Annotated in this window: 15 protein-coding genes; all 15 read left to right on the top strand. The window is 45.3% G+C overall.

Annotated elements, in window-relative coordinates; all coding sequences use genetic code 11:
* Position 1 precedes the first annotated feature (1 nt).
* The 15 genes from cpsB (at position 2) to rfbC (ending at position 18,286) form a co-directional block, all read left to right on the top strand.
* Entirely contained in the window at positions 2-1,438 is a 1,437-nt protein-coding gene (cpsB, locus tag SK39_RS19925) for a mannose-1-phosphate guanyltransferase (protein WP_048217345.1), read from the top strand.
* A gap of 135 nt (positions 1,439-1,573) precedes the next feature.
* Complete coding sequence (gene cpsG, locus SK39_RS19930) at positions 1,574-2,944, top strand: colanic acid biosynthesis phosphomannomutase CpsG (protein WP_046670039.1); 1,371 nt, start codon at positions 1,574-1,576, stop codon at positions 2,942-2,944.
* Between the two features lie 54 nt (positions 2,945-2,998).
* A complete protein-coding gene (wcaJ, locus tag SK39_RS19935) occupies positions 2,999-4,393 on the top strand; it encodes an undecaprenyl-phosphate glucose phosphotransferase (RefSeq protein ID WP_003844315.1) in 1,395 nt (464 codons plus the stop codon).
* 1 nt (position 4,394) lies between these two features.
* Positions 4,395-5,873, top strand: a complete 1,479-nt coding sequence (gene wzxC / locus SK39_RS19940; RefSeq protein ID WP_003844314.1) for a colanic acid undecaprenyl disphosphate flippase WzxC — start codon at positions 4,395-4,397, stop codon at positions 5,871-5,873.
* Between the two features lie 23 nt (positions 5,874-5,896).
* A complete protein-coding gene (gene wcaK, locus SK39_RS19945; protein ID WP_003844313.1) occupies positions 5,897-7,177 on the top strand; it encodes a colanic acid biosynthesis pyruvyl transferase WcaK in 1,281 nt (426 codons plus the stop codon).
* Complete coding sequence (gene wcaL / locus SK39_RS19950) at positions 7,174-8,394, top strand: colanic acid biosynthesis glycosyltransferase WcaL (RefSeq protein WP_003844312.1); 1,221 nt, start codon at positions 7,174-7,176, stop codon at positions 8,392-8,394. The genes wcaK and wcaL overlap by 4 nt, the downstream gene beginning before the upstream one ends.
* A gap of 11 nt (positions 8,395-8,405) precedes the next feature.
* Complete coding sequence (gene wcaM / locus SK39_RS19955; RefSeq protein WP_048217346.1) at positions 8,406-9,800, top strand: colanic acid biosynthesis protein WcaM; 1,395 nt, start codon at positions 8,406-8,408, stop codon at positions 9,798-9,800.
* A gap of 165 nt (positions 9,801-9,965) precedes the next feature.
* Positions 9,966-10,859 (top strand): GalU regulator GalF, encoded by an 894-nt coding sequence (gene galF / locus SK39_RS19960; RefSeq protein WP_048217347.1) that lies wholly within the window; start codon positions 9,966-9,968, stop codon positions 10,857-10,859.
* Between the two features lie 342 nt (positions 10,860-11,201).
* A complete protein-coding gene (locus SK39_RS19965; protein ID WP_048217348.1) occupies positions 11,202-12,455 on the top strand; it encodes a flippase in 1,254 nt (417 codons plus the stop codon).
* Positions 12,456-12,461: 6 nt separating this feature from the next.
* Positions 12,462-13,094 (top strand): glycosyltransferase, encoded by a 633-nt coding sequence (locus SK39_RS19970; RefSeq protein WP_231593822.1) that lies wholly within the window; start codon positions 12,462-12,464, stop codon positions 13,092-13,094.
* Between the two features lie 220 nt (positions 13,095-13,314).
* A complete protein-coding gene (locus tag SK39_RS19975; RefSeq protein ID WP_044701925.1) occupies positions 13,315-14,223 on the top strand; it encodes a glycosyltransferase family 2 protein in 909 nt (302 codons plus the stop codon).
* Positions 14,216-15,355, top strand: coding sequence for a glycosyltransferase (locus tag SK39_RS19980; protein ID WP_016150595.1), 1,140 nt, complete (start codon positions 14,216-14,218; stop codon positions 15,353-15,355). Before SK39_RS19975 ends, SK39_RS19980 begins: the two co-directional genes overlap by 8 nt.
* A complete protein-coding gene (locus SK39_RS19985; protein ID WP_044701927.1) occupies positions 15,355-16,290 on the top strand; it encodes a glycosyltransferase family 2 protein in 936 nt (311 codons plus the stop codon). Before SK39_RS19980 ends, SK39_RS19985 begins: the two co-directional genes overlap by 1 nt.
* Positions 16,291-16,293: 3 nt before the next feature.
* Complete coding sequence (gene wbaP, locus SK39_RS19990; RefSeq protein WP_003844301.1) at positions 16,294-17,724, top strand: undecaprenyl-phosphate galactose phosphotransferase WbaP; 1,431 nt, start codon at positions 16,294-16,296, stop codon at positions 17,722-17,724.
* 19 nt (positions 17,725-17,743) lie between these two features.
* Positions 17,744-18,286, top strand: a complete 543-nt coding sequence (gene rfbC / locus SK39_RS19995) for a dTDP-4-dehydrorhamnose 3,5-epimerase (RefSeq protein WP_003844299.1) — start codon at positions 17,744-17,746, stop codon at positions 18,284-18,286.
* Positions 18,287-18,301: the final 15 nt, after the last annotated feature.

Raw genomic sequence — 18,301 nt, forward strand, 5'->3', positions numbered from 1 at the left:
GATGAGTCAAAGCAAACTCTTTCCGGTGGTGATGGCCGGTGGCTCGGGTAGCCGTTTATGGCCTCTGTCCCGCGTATTGTATCCAAAGCAGTTCCTGTGCCTGAAAGGTGATCTCACCATGCTGCAGACAACGATATGTCGTCTGAACGGCGTGGAGTGTGAAAGCCCGGTGGTTATCTGTAATGAACAACACCGTTTCATCGTCGCGGAACAGCTACGGCAACTGCACAAGCTGACTGAGAACATTATTCTCGAACCCGCCGGACGTAACACGGCACCGGCGATAGCGCTGGCCGCACTGGCGGCAAAACGTCAAAGCCCGGAGGAAGATCCGCTGCTGCTGGTATTGGCGGCCGATCACATGATTGCCGACGAAGAGGCATTTCGCGAGGCGGTTCGCAATGCTATGCCCTATGCCAGTGCGGGTAAGCTGGTGACGTTTGGTATCGTGCCGGACCAGCCGGAAACGGGCTATGGCTATATCCGCCGTGGCGAGGTTTCGCCAACGAATACCGACGCTGTGGCGTTCGAAGTGGCGCAGTTTGTTGAAAAGCCCAATCTGGAAACCGCGCAGGCTTATGTGGCGAACGGCGATTACTACTGGAACAGCGGCATGTTCTTGTTCCGCGCCGGACGTTATCTGGAAGAACTGAAAAAATATCGCCCCGACATTCTTCAGGCCTGTGAGAATTCCATGAGTACGGTTGACCCCGATCTCGATTTTATCCGCGTTGATGAACAGGCGTTTCTCGCCTGTCCGGAAGAGTCTGTGGACTATGCGATAATGGAACGTACGGCCGATGCGGTGGTAATGCCCATGAACGCAGGCTGGAGCGATGTTGGCTCCTGGTCATCGCTGTGGGAAATCAGCGCCCATACCGCCGAAGGCAATGTGCATCATGGCGACGTCATTAGCCACAAAACGGAAAACAGCTACGTGTATGCCGAATCTGGCCTGGTGACGACCGTCGGGGTGAAGGATCTGGTGGTGGTGCAGACCAAAGATGCGGTGCTGATCGCCGATCGCAACGCGGTGCAGGACGTCAAAAAAGTGGTGGAGCAAATTAAAGCTGACGGACGACATGAACACCATATTCACCGTGAAGTTTACCGTCCGTGGGGCAAGTATGACTCCATTGATGCCGGAGACCGTTACCAGGTGAAGCGAATTACCGTTAAACCCGGTGAAGGATTGTCCGTGCAGATGCATCATCACCGGGCTGAACACTGGGTAGTGGTGGCCGGTACCGCGAAAGTGACGATCAATGATGACATCAAACTGCTCGCTGAAAACGAGTCTGTCTATATTCCGCTTGGGGCGACCCATTGTCTGGAGAATCCCGGGAAAATCCCGCTCGATCTGATTGAAGTGCGCTCCGGATCTTACCTCGATGAGGATGATGTGGTGCGGTTTGCGGACAGATACGGGCGCGCCTGATGCAGGATGCGCCGCGCTTATCCGGCCTACAACACCGTAGGCCCGGTAAGCGAAGCGCGCCAGGAAATGCATTTAACACTCATTAAAAGGCTCATTAAGAGTCAGGGCCTCCTGTTGCCTGAAGAAGGGTAAATCATGACGAAATTAACCTGTTTCAAAGCCTACGATATTCGCGGCAGGCTGGGCGAAGAGCTGAATGAAGATATCGCGTGGCGTATTGGCCGCGCTTACGGCGAGTTCCTGAAGCCAAAAACGATTGTCCTCGGCGGTGATGTGCGCCTGACCAGCAAGACGCTAAAGCTGGCGCTGGCGAAAGGACTACAGGATGCGGGGGTGGATGTGCTGGATATTGGCATGTCGGGTACCGAAGAGATTTATTTTGCCACCTTCCACCTGGGTATTGACGGCGGTATTGAAGTGACCGCCAGCCATAATCCGATGGATTACAACGGCATGAAGCTGGTGCGGGAAGGGGCACGGCCCATCAGCGGTGATACCGGTCTGCGCGACGTACAGCGCCTGGCGGAAGCCAACGACTTCCCGGCGGTTGATGAGACAAAACGTGGCCGCTACCAGCGTATTACTATCCGTGATGCCTACATTGACCACCTGCTGGGTTACATCAATCCCGCCAATCTGAAACCGATGAAGCTGGTGCTCAATTCCGGTAACGGCGCGGCAGGCCCTGTAGTGGACGCCATTGAAGCCCGTTTTAAAACATTGGGCGTGCCGGTCGAGTTCATCAAAATCCACAACACGCCGGATGGCAACTTCCCCAACGGTATTCCCAATCCTCTGCTGCCGGAATGTCGGGCTGACACGCGCAACGCGGTGATTGAACACGGCGCAGATATGGGAATTGCCTTCGACGGTGATTTTGACCGCTGCTTCCTGTTCGATGAAAAAGGTCAGTTCATTGAGGGCTACTACATTGTCGGCCTGCTGGCGGAGGCGTTTCTGGAGAAGAATCCGGGGGCGAAGATTATCCACGACCCGCGTCTGTCCTGGAACACCGTGGACGTGGTGACGGCGGCAGGCGGTAAACCGGTGATGTCAAAAACCGGACACGCGTTTATCAAAGAGCGGATGCGCCACGAAGATGCCGTCTACGGCGGTGAAATGAGTGCGCATCACTATTTCCGTGACTTTGCCTACTGTGACAGCGGGATGATCCCGTGGCTGCTGGTCGCGGAGTTGCTGTGTCTGAAAGGGCAGTCGCTGGGCGAACTGGTCCGCGACCGGATGGCGGCCTACCCGGCGAGTGGTGAAATAAACAGCACGCTGGCAGAGCCGGCGGCAGCGATTGCGCGCGTGGAGCAGCATTTTTCCCGTGAGGCGCTGACGGTGGACAGAACGGACGGTATCAGCATGTCGTTTGTCGACTGGCGCTTCAATTTACGCTCTTCCAATACCGAACCGGTGGTGCGCCTGAACGTGGAATCGCGCGGAGATATTCCGTTGATGGAAGCGCGAACGCGCACTCTTCTGGCGTTACTGAATCAGTAATGCTGGTGCTTCCTTTGCCCGATTCTGGGCAAAGGGTGACTAACAGGAACCACGATGACACATCTAAAGAAGCGCGAGCGCGCCAAAACCAATGCGTCGTTAATTTCGATGGTGCAACGCTTTTCAGATATCACCATCATGTTTGGCGGGTTGTGGGTAATCTGCGAATTAAGCGGTTTGCCTTTCCTGTACATGCACCTGCTGGTGGCGCTGATCACTCTGGTCGTTTTTCAGATGCTCGGTGGCATAACGGATTTTTATCGCTCCTGGCGTGGTGTCAAAATTACCACTGAGCTGGTGCTGTTGCTGCAAAACTGGACGCTAAGCCTGATTTTTTGCGCAGGTCTGATCGCCTTTAATAATGATTTTGATAACCGTCTCGCCGTCTGGCTGGCGTGGTATCTGCTATCCAGCGTTGGCCTGGTGTTGAGTCGTTCGTTTATTCGCTACGGCGCGGGATGGCTGCGTAATCGCGGTTACAACACTCGCCGGGTGGCAGTGGCAGGGGACCTGCCTGCCGGACAAATGCTGCTGGACAGCTTTCGCCATGAACCGTGGCTGGGGTTTGAAGTTGCAGGTATCTATCACGACCCTATCCCTGGAAAAAACTCCCGCGACTGGGCCGGTAATCTGCAACAACTGGTGGATGACGCCAAAGCCTCACGCATTCATAACGTTTATATCGCCATGTCGATGAGCGATGGTGCCAGCGTCAAAAAATTAGTGCGCGAGCTGGCCGATACCACCTGTTCAGTGATCCTTATTCCTGATGTCTTTACCTTCAACATTCTGCATTCACGGATTGAAGAGATGAACGGCATTCCGGTGGTGCCGCTGTATGACACGCCACTCTCGGGAATTAATCGTCTGTTGAAGCGCGCGGAAGATATCGTGCTGGCTTCACTGATCCTGCTACTTATTTCCCCGGTGCTGTGTGGCATAGCACTACTGGTAAAACTGACCTCCAAAGGACCGGTGATTTTCCGCCAGACTCGCTATGGCATGGATGGGAAGCCGATCAAAGTCTGGAAGTTTCGCTCAATGAAAGTGATGGAAAACGATGCGGTGGTGACGCAGGCCACGCAAAACGATCCGCGCGTTACTCCTGTGGGGAATTTCCTGCGTCGGACGTCGCTTGATGAACTGCCGCAGTTTATTAACGTGCTCACCGGGGGGATGTCTATCGTCGGACCACGTCCGCATGCGGTGGCGCATAACGAACAGTACCGCCAACTGATTGAGGGATACATGTTACGCCATAAGGTGAAACCGGGTATTACCGGCTGGGCGCAAATCAACGGCTGGCGCGGTGAAACCGATACGCTGGAAAAAATGGAGAAACGTGTGGAGTTTGACCTCGAATACATTCGCGAGTGGAGCGTGTGGTTCGATATCAAAATTGTTTTTCTGACGATATTCAAAGGCTTTGTTAACAAAGCGGCGTATTAACATGAGCTTACGAGAAAAAACGCTTAATGGCGCAAAGTGGTCGGCGATTGCAACGGTGATCATTATTGGGCTCGGACTTATTCAGATGACTGTCCTGGCGCGAATTATTGATAACCACCAGTTCGGGTTGTTAACCGTGTCGCTGGTGATCATAGCGCTGGCCGATACGCTGTCGGATTTCGGTATCGCCAACTCAATTATTCAACGCAAAGAGATTGGTTATCTGGAGCTGACGACGCTGTACTGGCTAAACGTTGGGCTGGGTATCGTGGTATGCGTGGCGATGTTTCTGCTGAGCGAGACGATTGCCCATGTGCTCAATAACCCAGAACTGGCACCGCTCATCAAAACCTTATCACTGGCGTTTGTGGTGATACCGCACGGGCAGCAGTTTCGCGCGCTGATGCAAAAAGAGCTGGCCTTCAACAAAATTGGCATGATTGAAACCAGTTCGGTGCTGGCTGGATTTACCTTTACCGTGGTCAGCGCCCATTTCTGGCCGCTCGCGCTGACGGCCATTCTTGGGTATCTGGTGAATAGTACGCTACGTACGCTGCTGTTCGGCTATTTTGGCCGCCGGATTTACCGACCCGGGCTGCATTTTTCGCTGGCATCCGTTTCGTCGAACCTGCGTTTTGGCGCATGGCTGACGGCAGACAGCATCATCAATTACATCAATACCAACCTTTCCACGCTGGTTTTAGCTCGCACGTTGGGAGCTGGCGTGGCGGGCGGATTCAATCTCGCCTGGAACGTGGCGGTTGTCCCGCCGATCAAACTGAACCCGATTATCACCCGCGTGCTGTTTCCGGCGTTTGCCAAAATCCAGGACGACAGCGAAAAACTACGAGTGAATTTTTACAAGTTGCTGTCAGTGGTTGGGATTATCAACTTCCCAGCGCTACTGGGACTGATGGTGGTGTCGAATAACGTGGTGCCGCTGGTATTCGGCGATAAGTGGAACGGCATTATTCCGGTCCTGCAACTATTGTGCATTGTGGGTTTGCTGCGATCCGTGGGGAATCCAATAGGATCGCTTTTGATGGCGAAAGCCCGGGTCGATATCAGCTTCAAATTCAATGTGTTCAAAACCTTTTTGTTTATTCCTGCCATTTTCATTGGCGGTCATCTGGCGGGGGCGATTGGCGTGACGCTGGGCTTTCTGTTGGTCCAGGTGATTAACACGATCCTCAGCTACTTCGTGATGATCAAACCTGTTCTTGGCTCCAGCTACCGTCAGTACATGCTCAGCCTGTGGCTGCCGTTGTATCTCTCCTTACCAACCCTTGTGGTGAGCTATGCGTTGGGCTTAACCCTGCGCAACCAGGTGCCATTAAGCGCGCTGCTGGGGATCCAGATAGCGGCAGGAGCACTGGTGTTTGCGCTAATGATTGTGCTGTCGCGCCATCCGCTGGTGGTGGAAATAAAACGCCAATTCTGTCGCAGTGAAAAAATGAAAACCTTGCTCCGTGCGGGATAAGAACAACGTTTTAAGAGGTCATAATGAAATTACTAATTTTAGGCAACCATACCTGCGGGAACCGAGGGGATAGCGCGATCCTGCGCGGTTTGCTGGATGCCATTAACGCGTTGCGTCCCGAGACCGAAGTGGATGTGATGAGCCGTTACCCGGTGAGCTCTTCGTGGTTGTTAAACCGCCCGGTGATGGGCGACCCGCTGTATTTGCAGATGAAGCAACATAACAACGCAGCGGGTGTTATGGGGCGCGTGAAGAAAGTGCTGCGTCGTCGCTATCAGCATCAGGTACTGCTCTCGCGTGTTACCGATTCCGGTAATCTGCGCAATATCGCTATCGCCCAGGGCTTTACCGATTTTGTCCGTCTGCTGTCGCGCTATGACGCCATCATCCAGGTCGGCGGATCGTTCTTTGTCGATCTGTATGGCGTGCCGCAGTTTGAACATGCCCTGTGTTCGTTTATGGCGAAAAAACCGCTGTACATGATTGGTCACAGCGTGGGGCCATTCCAGGATGGGCAGTTTAATCAACTGGCGAACTACGTGTTTGGTCACTGTAATGCGTTGATTTTACGTGAATCCGTCAGTCTGGATCTGATGAAGCGCAGCGCAATTACCACGGATAAAGTCGAAACTGGCGTGGATACGGCCTGGCTGGTTGACAACCATCATGAGGATTTTGAGCCAGGTTATGCGGTACAGCACTGGTTAGACATGGCGGCTAAACAGAAGACCGTTGCCATTACATTGCGTGAGCTGGCTCCTTTTGATAAGCGTCTGGGGACAACGCAGCAGGCCTATGAGCAAGCCTTTTCCGGGGTGGTGAACCGCATCCTCGACGAAGGTTACCAGGTGATAGCGCTGTCAACTTGCACCGGTATTGATAGTTACAACAAAGATGACCGCATGGTGGCGTTAAACCTGCGCCAGTATGTTAACGATCCGGCCCGATATCACGTGGTGATGGATGAACTTAACGATCTGGAGATGGGGAAGATTCTGGGCGCCTGCGATCTGACGGTGGGGACTCGCTTGCATTCTGCCATCATCTCGATGAATTTTATGACGCCTGCCATCGCCATTAACTACGAGCACAAATCGGCCGGGATCATGCAACAACTGGGGTTACCGGAGATGGCTGTTGATATTCGTCATCTTCTCGATGGCGGTCTCGAAGGGAAGGTTGCCGATACTCTCGGACAGTTACCTGAGCTGCGCATACGTCTCGGCGACGCGGTTATGCGCGAACGCGAACGTGGGGTACGCATGGTGCAGTCGGTTTTAACGCGTATTGAGGGGGATAAATGAAGATTGGTTTTTTCCTGCTTAAATTTCCGCTCTCCTCCGAGACATTTGTACTCAATCAGATAACCGCATTTATCGATATGGGCTACGACGTGGAGATTGTCGCTTTGCAGAAGGGCGATCTTGAAAATACTCATGCCTCCTTTAATACCTACCGTCTGGGTGAAAAAACTCGCTGGTTGCTGAATGAACCGGAAAGCAAACTGGCGAAACTGAAATATAGGGCAGCGGCGGCTCTGCACGGTATTACCCGCGCAGCGACCTGGAAAGCGCTTAATGTTGCACGCTATGGTGAGGAGGCGCGCAATCTGATTTTGGCAGCTATTTGCGGCGGGAATCCGCGAGCGTTTGAGGCGGATGTTTTTATTGCTCATTTTGGGCCCGCAGGCGTAACGGCCGCCAAGCTGCGTGAGCTTGGGATGATCCGCGGAAAAATCGCCACGGTATTTCATGGGATTGATGTTTCGCACCGGGGCGTTTTGGCCCGCTATACCCCTGAGTATCAGCAGCTGTTTCAACGCGGTGATTTAATGTTGCCCATCAGCAATCTCTGGGCCGGACGGTTAAAAAATATGGGATGTCCGCCGCAAAAAATTGCCGTCTCGCGTATGGGAATCGATATGACACGCTTTACGCCACGCCAGTTGAAATCGCCAACTGCACCGCTGGAAATAATCTCTGTTGCCCGGTTAACCGAGAAAAAAGGACTGCACCTCGCCATCGAAGCTTGTCGTCAGTTAAAAGAGCAGGGCGTTTCATTTCGTTATCGAATTCTGGGTATCGGCCCTTGGGAGCGTCGTTTACGTACGCTGATCGAGCAATATCAACTCGATGGCGTTATTGAGATGCCCGGCTTTAAGCCCAGTCATCAGGTAAAGGAGATGCTTGAACAGGCGGATGTATTTTTGCTGCCTTCGATCACCGGAAGAGACGGCGATATGGAAGGGATCCCGGTGGCACTGATGGAGGCAATGGCGGTGGGTATTCCGGTGATTTCCACCGTTCACAGCGGGATCCCGGAGCTGGTCGAGTCGGGTAAATCAGGCTGGCTGGTACCGGAAAACGACGCGCAGGCACTGGCAGAGCGTTTAGCGGCATTTAGCCTGCTCGACAGTGAGCAGGTACAGTCGATTGTGCAGTGTGCGCGTGAAAAAATTGAAAATGAATTTAATCAGTTAGCTATCAATAAACAGTTAGCCAGTCTGCTGCAAACGATGTAAATCGAGGTTGTATGTCAGAGAACAAACTCTCACGCCGTACTTTTCTGACGGCGGGCTCTGCGCTTGTCGTGCTGCATTCTCCCGTTGTTCGCGCGCTTGAATCATCGGGCAGCGTCAACATTCAGGATTACAACCCACAGGATTGGGTGGCCTCTTTCAGGCAGGCGTTCAAAGAAGGGCAAATGGTCGTCGTACCAAAAGGCCTGGAATGTAAGGATCTCAATACTGCTATTGTTATTCCGCCAGGCAAAACGCTCTTCATACAAGGGCGAATAAGTGGCAATGGCCGTGGGCGCTTTATTCTGCAGGATGGATGCAAAGTGGTGGGCGAGCAGGGCGGGAGCCTGAAGAACGTTACCCTGGATGTACGTGGTTCGGACTGTGTAATAAAAGGGATTGCCATGAGCGGTTTCGGTCCGGTGACGCAAATCTATATCGGCGGTAAAACTTCAAGGCTGATGCGTAATCTGATTATTGATGATATTACTGTCACACGCGCTAACTATGGGATTTTGCGTCAGGGTTTTCATAACCGAATGGATGGCGTAAAGATTACAAACTGCCGTTTTAGCGATCTACAGGGAGATGCCATTGAGTGGAATGTGGCTATCAACGACAGCAACATCCTCATTTCTGACCATGTCATTGAACGTATTAACTGTACCAATGGCAATGTGAACTGGGGCATCGGTATCGGGCTGGCGGGCAGTACCTATGACAATAGCTATCCCGATGAACTGGCGGTAAAAAACTTCGTGGTGGCGAACATCACCGGTACCGACTGTCGGCAGTTAGTTCATGTGGAGAACGGCAAGCATTTTATCATTCGTAATATTACCGCGCGAAATATCACACCGGATTTCAGTAAGAAAGCGGGCATTGATAATGCGACGGTTGCTATTTATGGATGTGATAACTTCGTGATCGATAATATCAATATGGAGAACAGCGCAGGTATGCTCATTGGTTATGGCGTTATCAAAGGTCGATATTTATCCATTCCACAAAACTTTAAGCTAAATAATATCCATCTCGATAACACCAAACGTGAATACAAATTACGCGGAATTCAGATCTCCTCTGGTAATGCAACGTCATTCGTGGCCATCACCAACGTGGAGATGAAGTGTGCCACGCTTGAGTTGCACAACCAACCGCAGCACCTTTTTTTACGTAACGTCAGGGTGATGCAGCAATTGGCCACGGGGCCCGCACTTAAGATGCACTTCGATCTGCGCCAGGACGTACGCGGAAAGTTTATGGCCAGGCAGGACACACTACTCTCACTGGCCAATGTTCATGCGGTAAACGAAGCTGGGCAAAGTTCAGTTGACATCGACCGGGTAAACCATCAGGTGGTGAATGTTGAAGCGGTGAATTTTCGACTACCGGGGCAGGAGAGGTAACTTTGCGACCATTCCTGGCTCAAGTTGTACATACTTGAGCTTAAGATTACTGCATTCTACAGATAAGCGGCGTAACATACGCGGCAACTGTACAATGTAATTCATACTGGCTAAAACAAGCTAAAAAGCTATAATTCAGCAACTAATGAATAGGTGAATGACTTAATGATTAATCTGAAAGCAGTTATTCCGGTAGCAGGTCTGGGGATGCACATGTTGCCAGCCACTAAGGCAATCCCTAAAGAGATGCTGCCGATCGTAGACAAGCCGATGATTCAATACATTGTCGACGAAATTGTAGCTGCAGGTATCAAAGAAATCGTTCTGGTAACTCATGCGTCTAAGAACGCGGTTGAGAACCACTTCGACACCTCTTACGAACTCGAATCGTTGCTTGAGCAGCGTGTTAAGCGCCAGTTATTAGCCGAGGTGCAGTCTATCTGTCCTCCGGGCGTGACTATCATGAACGTCCGTCAGGCTCAGTTACTGGGTCTGGGTCACTCCATTCTTTGTGCTCGCCCTATCATTGGTGATAACCCGTTCGTCGTGGTATTACCTGACGTTATTCTGGATACCGCAAGTGCGGATCCGCTGCGCTACAACCTCGCTGCTATGGTTGCTCGTTTTAATGAAACCGGGCGCAGTCAGGTGCTGGCTAAGCGTATGGAGGGCGATCTGTCTGAATACTCTGTTATTCAAACCAAAGAGGCTTTGGACAACGAAGGTAAAGTCAGCCGTATCGTTGAGTTCATCGAAAAACCGGATCAGCCGCAAACGCTGGATTCCGATCTGATGGCCGTAGGACGCTATGTGCTTTCTGCTGATATCTGGGCAGAGCTGGAAAAAACTGCTCCAGGTGCCTGGGGACGTATTCAGCTGACTGATGCCATTGCAGAGTTGGCTAAAAAACAGTCTGTTGATGCCATGCTGATGACGGGTGACAGCTACGATTGCGGTAAAAAGATGGGCTACATGCAGGCATTCGTTAAGTATGGGCTGCGTAACCTGAAAGAAGGTCCGAAATTCCGTAAGAGCATCGAGAAGCTACTGAGCGAGTAGATATTTACAGGTCTTTGTGACGGTAAGCCAGAAAAAATAGCGGCAGCTAACATCCCAGCTTCTATGCTTTAAGCAATGGAATGTTACTGTCGCTTTTTTATGAAAAATGACCAATAACAACAAGTTAACCTACCAAGTTTAATCATGGCTTTGTCAGTTTTTTTCTTGTTTCTGGTCGCATTTGGTAAGACAATTAGCGTTTGAATTTAACAGAGCTTTGCGATAGCTGGCGGGGCTGGTTACATCTTTGGAATTTAGGTAGTGCTCTGGTAGCTGCAAGGCCAGGGGCGGTAGCATACCTAAAAATGTGCAGGCTTCTGCAGGTTTTCAAAAAATAGAGTTATGAGTCTAATAAAGAATAGTTTTTATAATTTGGCAGGTTTTGCAATTCCAACATTAATTGCTGTACCTGCCTTAGGTTATCTTGCTCGAGTTATAGGCGTCGAAGCTTTTGGTATATTCACATTGGCATTTGCAATTGTGGGTTATGCTAGTATTTTTGATGCAGGGCTCAGTCGTGCTGTCATTCGAGAAATTTCTATTTATCGTGATGACTTGCAAGAACAGTATAAAATTATCGCCACATCAGGTATAGTAGTATTGTTTATGGGCTGTACGGCCGCAATTCTTTTATTACTGAGTGTACCGCATCTTAATTCGTTTTTAAAAGTGTCAGTAGATATGAGAGATGAAGTTCGTCAGTCTTTCATATTACTGGCATTTATTATTCCAATTTATCTATTAAATCAGATATGGTTAGCATGGTTGGAAGGCCATGAGAAATTTATTAACATTAATATACAGCGTTCAATTAGTAATTCAGCAATTGCTGGGCTCCCTGCTTTATGCTGTATTTTCCAGCCTACATTAAAATCCGCGATCATTGGTTTAATATTCGGTAGGTTAATTTCATTTATACTTACATGTTTTATTTGTAGAAAAATAATAATTTCCAGTGGTATAAATTTTAGCAGGAAAACATTTATACGGCTTATAAAATTTGGAGGATGGCTAACGATTAGTAATATAATCAGCCCTATGATGGTCTATTTTGATCGGTTTGTAGTGTCAAATTTATTAGGCGCGGGTAAAGTCGCTTTTTATACTGCCCCCTCAGAAGGCATCGGTCGACTATTAAATATTCCAGCTGCTTTAGCAAGAGCCTTATTTCCTAAGCTTAGTTATGCGCAATCAGCTGAGGAAAGAATAAAGCTTGAAAAGCAAAGTATTCTATTGATGTCTATTATTTGTGTTCCCGTGGTCATCATATGCTTGTTCTTTTCAAAGCAGCTAATGTCCTTATGGATGGGAGAGGAGTTTGGCATTCATTCAGCGCACATCTTACAGGTCCTAATTGTAGGGTTTTATTTTAACGCCTTAGCTCAGATCCCATATTCACTAATACAGGCCGCAGGAAAAGCTAAGTTTACAGCATTTATTCATCTTTCTGAGATAATCCCGTATCTTATCATTCTGTATGTTTTAACTTTACATTATGGATTATTAGGTACAGCTATCGCTTGGACAGGCCGAGTAGCTTTAGATGCGCTGTTGCTAAAGATTGTATCAAATAAATTACGAATTTATAAAAGATAAATTAATATGGACTACAAAATATTTGCAATCATTGTCACCTATAATCCGGATAATTCAGTACTTGATGAGTTTGTCAGAAAAATAACACATCAGGTATCTAAGGTGATTATTGTTGATAATAGTGAGCCTTCACAAGTTAATAGCTACAAGGATGTGGATATTGTTCGACTGAATGACAATGTCGGTATCGCTGAGGCGCAAAATATAGGGTTGCAGAAAGCGATGGATGAAAATTGTGATTTTATTTTTACCTTTGATCAAGACTCGCAGATTTCAGATTCATACTGCAAAAAAATGATTGCTGAGTATAATAAATTTAAAGATCAGTATCCTATTGCTTGCATAGGTCCAACAATTAATCAGCAATCAACAGATCATCAACCAAAAAATTTGGGACTAGCTGAGAAAGATTTTATTATTTCTTCTGGCGCTCTTTTTCCTCTACATGCCTTTCAAACCGTGGGGATGTTTAAAGCCGATTGGTTCATCGATATGATTGATGTTGAGTGGAGCCATCGTGCACGAAAGAAAGGATATCTTTCTTTTGAAACTCCACGTGTAATAATGAACCATAATATTGGTGAAAACGAGTATCCAAAACTCTTTATTTGGGAGGTTAGAATAGGCTCGCCTGTATGACAATATTATCTTGTACGAAATTGGATTTTCTCATTAAAATCAAAGAGTTTTGACATGAGGAGCAAACTTATAATTATTTTTCTTTTGCTAAAAAAAATACCTCTTTTTGCGATTATGACACCCAAAAGGAAACGAATTAAATTTATTTTGCAAGGTATTTGGGATGGAGTTATAGGCAAAGGAGGAAAATACTCATATTAAAATGAGTGTTTAAATAACTATGAATCAGGATATCCATGTTGATGTTATTCTTGCGGCTCATAATGGTGCCAAATTTATTCAGCAGCAAATTTTTTCTATTTTGGAACAATCGCATACGGCGCTAAATTTAATTGTTACAGATGACGGGTCTTCTGATGGTACAGTTGACCTTATTCATAATATTTCGAAGCAAGATCCTAGGGTTAGTTGTCATGTTTGTAATAATGCCGCAGGAGTTGTGAAAAACTTCAATAATGGAATCCAATTCAGTACAGCGGATTATATTCTTTTTTGCGATCAAGACGATGTGTGGGAAAAAGATAAAATAGAACTGATGCTTAATGAGATTCGTGAACAAGAGATAATCAACGGAGAAAAAGTCCCTTGTTTAGGCTTTTCAAACCTTAGAATAGTTGATGAAAATCTTAACTTAATAAATGATGATTTTTACAATTATTCAAAACTTGATCCGAATAATAATTTGGCATTAAATTATTTAACTTGGCGATCGTCGGTTTATGGCTGTACAGTTATTATGAATTCAATACTTCTCAAAATGGCCGGAATGGTGCCTGAGCATATTGCAATGCATGATCACTGGTATGCTTTTCAGGCTGCGAGGAGTGGGAAAATATTTTATCTGGCTCGGCCTCTTGTTAATTATCGCCAACACTCAGCAAACGTTGTAGGTGCCCAACAACGTAGTACCTTCGCTAGAGCTAAAAGAGTGAAAAAGACCTTATCAGGAATTAAGCGCTCAGTCGTATCGGCGCGAATAATGCTTAATCTGTTAGAAAATAATGAATGTAAAAGGAAATTAACTTTTTTACAAAAGATACGTTTCTTGCATAAATATGTTAAACCCTATTATACTGAGAGGTTTGCCTACAGTGTAATTTTCTCAATACTTTGGTTGATTTATGAATAAGCTAATTGTTCTTTCCGGTGTTAATATGGTTGAAGGCGGTATTTTGACCGTATTCAGGACGATGATCACTACATTTAGCAAAGTCTCTGGGGTGAGGTTAATTTGCTTGGTTCACGATGTCAATCTATTTGAACAATTTAAGTCACAAGAAAATATTGAATTTTATGAGTATAAAAATATTAAAACAGGCTGGCTTAAAAGACTCAAGTTTGAATATATAACTAGCTTTACATTGAGTAAAGAACTAAATCCAGATGCTTGGATATGTCTGCACGATATGTCTGCACGGGTAGCTACGGCCAACCAATTTGTGTATTGCCATAACCCATCTCCATTTTATCAGGCAAGTCATCTCGATCTTAAGTATGATCGAACTTTTTTCTTGTTTACCAAACTTTACAAATATTTATATCGCGTTAATATCAAATCTAATAAGCTAGTCATTGTGCAACAGCAATGGATTGCAAAGTATTTTAAGGAAAACTATAGTATTAATAATTTGTTGGTTGCCCGCCCTGAGGCAGAAAATATAAGAAACCGTGAAACCGCTCAATGCAACTCAGTGTCTACTGGAGTAAAAAGATTGCTGTACCCAGCATTTCCAAGAACTTTTAAAAATTTCAATATACTTCTTGATGCGATGGCAATCTTAAAAAAACAACAAATACATATCTATAATAAATTAAACATAATATTGACCTTTAATAAAGGAATGACGAAATTTGGAGATTTTATTATTTTTGAGTGTGAAAGGCGTGGGTTGCAAAATATACATTTCATTGGTCTGAAAAGTAAAGAAAAATTAGATGATATATATCGCAATGAAACCGATGCTCTAATTTTCCCTTCTAAGCTTGAAACATGGGGTCTTCCTCTTTCTGAAGCAAAAGAGTTTAAATTACCAATTCTTTCTGCCGATCTACCCTATGCTCATGAGACAATAGGAAATTATGAAAGAGTGAACTTTTTCAAACCTGATGATGCTGTTTTGTTGGCCGAAAAATTAGCTGCCTTTTCCCAAGGTGAAGATATTTTCGGGCCGACTACATTTACTGATGATCCTGCATATTTGGTTAGTCACAGTTGGGCTGAGTTAGCGAAACAGATTATTGATTCTTTGGAAATGAAATAATGAGCTCTACTTTAAAAATTGGTATTGCGGTAGTGACTTATAATGGTGGGGAAATTTGGGAGAAAGCGGCGCAAGCTATTCATCTAAATTGTCAACCCGGTACTGATGTCGTGGTTGTGGACTCACAAAGTAAGGACAACACCCAAGCAGTTGCCCAACAGTATGGATTTATTGTCCATGAGATCCAGCAGCATGATTTTAATCATGGTGGTACTCGTAATCTAGCTATGGATATTTTTCATGATAAGGATTATGTTATTTTTCTGACTCAGGATGCTATTCTTGAAACTAGAAATAGTGTGGCTACATTAATCAATTTTATGGTCGAAAATGATCTATGCGCTGCATATGGTAAGCAACTTCCTCATATTGATGCTAATCCAATAGCTGCCCATGCACGTGAATTTAATTATGGATGCGAGTCGTTGATAAATCAGCTAGATTGTATCCCTATTCGTGGCATCAAAACTGCTTTCATGTCTAATTCATTTTCCGCTTATAAAGTAGATGATTTTCAGCGTATTGGTGGTTTCCCAACTGACACTATCCTTTGTGAAGATATGTTTTTTGCGGCGAAAGCTATTCAACATAATCTAAAAACAGGCTATTGCTCTGAGGCTGCAGTCCGTCATTCACATAATTACTCAATTATCGAAGAATATAAGCGTTATTTCGATATTGGTGTTTTCCATCAAGATGAACCGTGGATTCAGAAAAAGTTTAATGCAGTATCGTCAGAAGGTAATAGATTTATTAAATCAGAGGTGATTTATCTAATGAGACATAATCCATTGTTAATTATTAAAGCATTTATGAATAATGTGGCAAAATTAATTGGATACAAAATTGGATTAAGATATAAAAATCTCCCGCTTAGTGTCATAAAAAAAATGAGTATGCACAGGAATTACTGGAAGAATTCTTATAATAGGTGAGTCATGTTAAAGAATAAGTTTAAGCATAATGTACCGAAATATGTTTTCGCAAGTGTTGATTTTTTTGTCTATATATCCTCTCTTTTTGTAGCAATGATGCTTACCAAGCATTTTTTTGGCGGTGACTTATCACCTTTTCTGCCTGGGGAAGATTATAATTACCGAGTACTCTCTCACTTCATTCTTGGATTCGTCGCTGTAGCGTGGTTTGGAATTCGCTTACGCCATTATACATACAGGAAACCATTCTGGAATGAGCTAAAAGAAATACTACGAACAGTCATCATTTTCGCTGTAATAGATTTGGCGATCGTCGCGTTTTCAAAATGGCATTTTTCTCGCTATCTTTGGGCTTTTACTTGGTGTGGGATTTTTATATTTATACCGGTCGGCCGAAATTTAGTTAAGCGATTCCTAAAAAAGATAGGTATGTGGAAAAAGAAAACTATTATTCTAGGTGGCGGTGTTAACGCTTATGATGCATATCAAGCATTAATGAGTGAAAAGAACTTAGGCTATGATATTCAATATTTATATACTGTCAATGGCAAAGTTGAACCTATTAGTGAAGATATTAAGCTTCTTACAGAAGAGGAAGATATCTACAAAATTGAAGATTTTAGAAACATCCAATTTATCCTTGCATTTGATGATGGTGACTATCAACAATTAGATCGATGGCTTAAAAATCTCACAAAGAAAAAATGTCGTTCGATTTCAGTAATACCTACAATTCGTGGTGTGCCATTGTATGGAACAGATATGGCATTCATCTTTAGCCATGAAGTCTTATTACTTAGAGTAAATAACAATCTAGCTAAACGTAGTTCTCGTTTTGTTAAACGAACTTTTGATATTATAGTCTCTAGCTTTCTTTTAATTTTACTTTCCCCACTACTTATTTATCTGAGCCTTAAAGTAAAGAAAGACGGTGGGTATGCTATTTATGGGCATGAAAGGGTCGGTCGAAAAGGAAACTTATTTAAATGTCTTAAATTTCGCTCAATGGTGATGAATTCGCAGGAGGTGCTACAAAACCTGCTTGAAAGTGATTCTCAAGCCAGAGATGAATGGGAAAAAGACTTTAAGTTACGAGATGACCCTCGAATTACTCCAATAGGAAAATTTATTCGACGTACCAGCTTGGACGAACTTCCGCAACTCTTTAATGTTTTGAAAGGTGAGATGAGCTTAGTTGGTCCGCGACCAGTTATCGCTGAGGAACTACTACGCTATAACGATGAAGCTGATTACTACCTCATGGCAAAACCAGGTATGACAGGTTTATGGCAGGTAAGTGGACGAAATGATGTCGATTATGAAAAACGTGTATATTTTGATTCATGGTACGTTAAAAACTGGTCTCTATGGAATGATATCGTTATTTTATTTAAAACAATTAGTGTCGTTTTAAAACGCGACGGTGCTTATTAATCCTATTAAAGGTGCGATGATGAAAGTTATTGATACTAAGATCAATGGTGTTAAGATCATAGAACCCAAAGTATTTGAAGATGTACGTGGTTTCTTTTTGGAAACATTTAACGCCCAGCGTTATAAGAAAATGTTAGATATTGAACATGATTTTATCCAGGATAACCATTCACGTTCAGTCAAAAATGTTTTACGCGGCTTACATCTCCAGACCAATAATCCACAAGGCAAGTTAGTTCGTGTGGTCCATGGAGAAGTACTTGATGTGGCCGTTGATATCCGTAAAAATTCACCAACTTTTGGTCTTTGGGAGTCAGTAATTCTTAGCGAAAGCAATAAAAAACAATTTTGGATCGCGCCAGGACTTGCTCATGGTTTTGTTGTTCTCTCTGATGTCGCTGATTTTGAATATAAGTGTACAAATTATTACGATCCTGCAAGTGAAAAATGTATTTTATGGAATGATGCTGATCTGAATATTGAATGGCTGGTATCCGATCCTATTCTTTCTGATAAGGATATGAAAGGATTAACTTTTAAAGAATATGCTTCTCAACTTTAATTTATAGGTCTATTT

Source organism: Citrobacter sp. BIDMC107 (genome assembly GCF_001037575.1).
In the GTDB taxonomy this organism is placed as follows: domain Bacteria; phylum Pseudomonadota; class Gammaproteobacteria; order Enterobacterales; family Enterobacteriaceae; genus Citrobacter; species Citrobacter freundii.

Bases quoted from the DNA above. Each gene is read 5' to 3' on its own strand.
- cpsB (WP_048217345.1), top strand. From the start codon at position 2: ATGAGTCAAAGCAAACTCTTTCCGGTGGTGATGGCCGGTGGCTCGGGT.
- galF (WP_048217347.1), top strand. From the start codon at position 9,966: ATGATTAATCTGAAAGCAGTTATTCCGGTAGCAGGTCTGGGGATGCAC.
- SK39_RS19985 (WP_044701927.1), top strand. From the start codon at position 15,355: ATGAGCTCTACTTTAAAAATTGGTATTGCGGTAGTGACTTATAATGGT.
- wcaM (WP_048217346.1), top strand. From the start codon at position 8,406: ATGTCAGAGAACAAACTCTCACGCCGTACTTTTCTGACGGCGGGCTCT.
- wcaK (WP_003844313.1), top strand. From the start codon at position 5,897: ATGAAATTACTAATTTTAGGCAACCATACCTGCGGGAACCGAGGGGAT.
- SK39_RS19975 (WP_044701925.1), top strand. From the start codon at position 13,315: ATGAATCAGGATATCCATGTTGATGTTATTCTTGCGGCTCATAATGGT.
- wbaP (WP_003844301.1), top strand. From the start codon at position 16,294: ATGTTAAAGAATAAGTTTAAGCATAATGTACCGAAATATGTTTTCGCA.
- SK39_RS19965 (WP_048217348.1), top strand. From the start codon at position 11,202: ATGAGTCTAATAAAGAATAGTTTTTATAATTTGGCAGGTTTTGCAATT.
- SK39_RS19970 (WP_231593822.1), top strand. From the start codon at position 12,462: ATGGACTACAAAATATTTGCAATCATTGTCACCTATAATCCGGATAAT.
- cpsG (WP_046670039.1), top strand. From the start codon at position 1,574: ATGACGAAATTAACCTGTTTCAAAGCCTACGATATTCGCGGCAGGCTG.
- rfbC (WP_003844299.1), top strand. From the start codon at position 17,744: ATGAAAGTTATTGATACTAAGATCAATGGTGTTAAGATCATAGAACCC.
- wcaL (WP_003844312.1), top strand. From the start codon at position 7,174: ATGAAGATTGGTTTTTTCCTGCTTAAATTTCCGCTCTCCTCCGAGACA.
- wcaJ (WP_003844315.1), top strand. From the start codon at position 2,999: ATGACACATCTAAAGAAGCGCGAGCGCGCCAAAACCAATGCGTCGTTA.
- SK39_RS19980 (WP_016150595.1), top strand. From the start codon at position 14,216: ATGAATAAGCTAATTGTTCTTTCCGGTGTTAATATGGTTGAAGGCGGT.
- wzxC (WP_003844314.1), top strand. From the start codon at position 4,395: ATGAGCTTACGAGAAAAAACGCTTAATGGCGCAAAGTGGTCGGCGATT.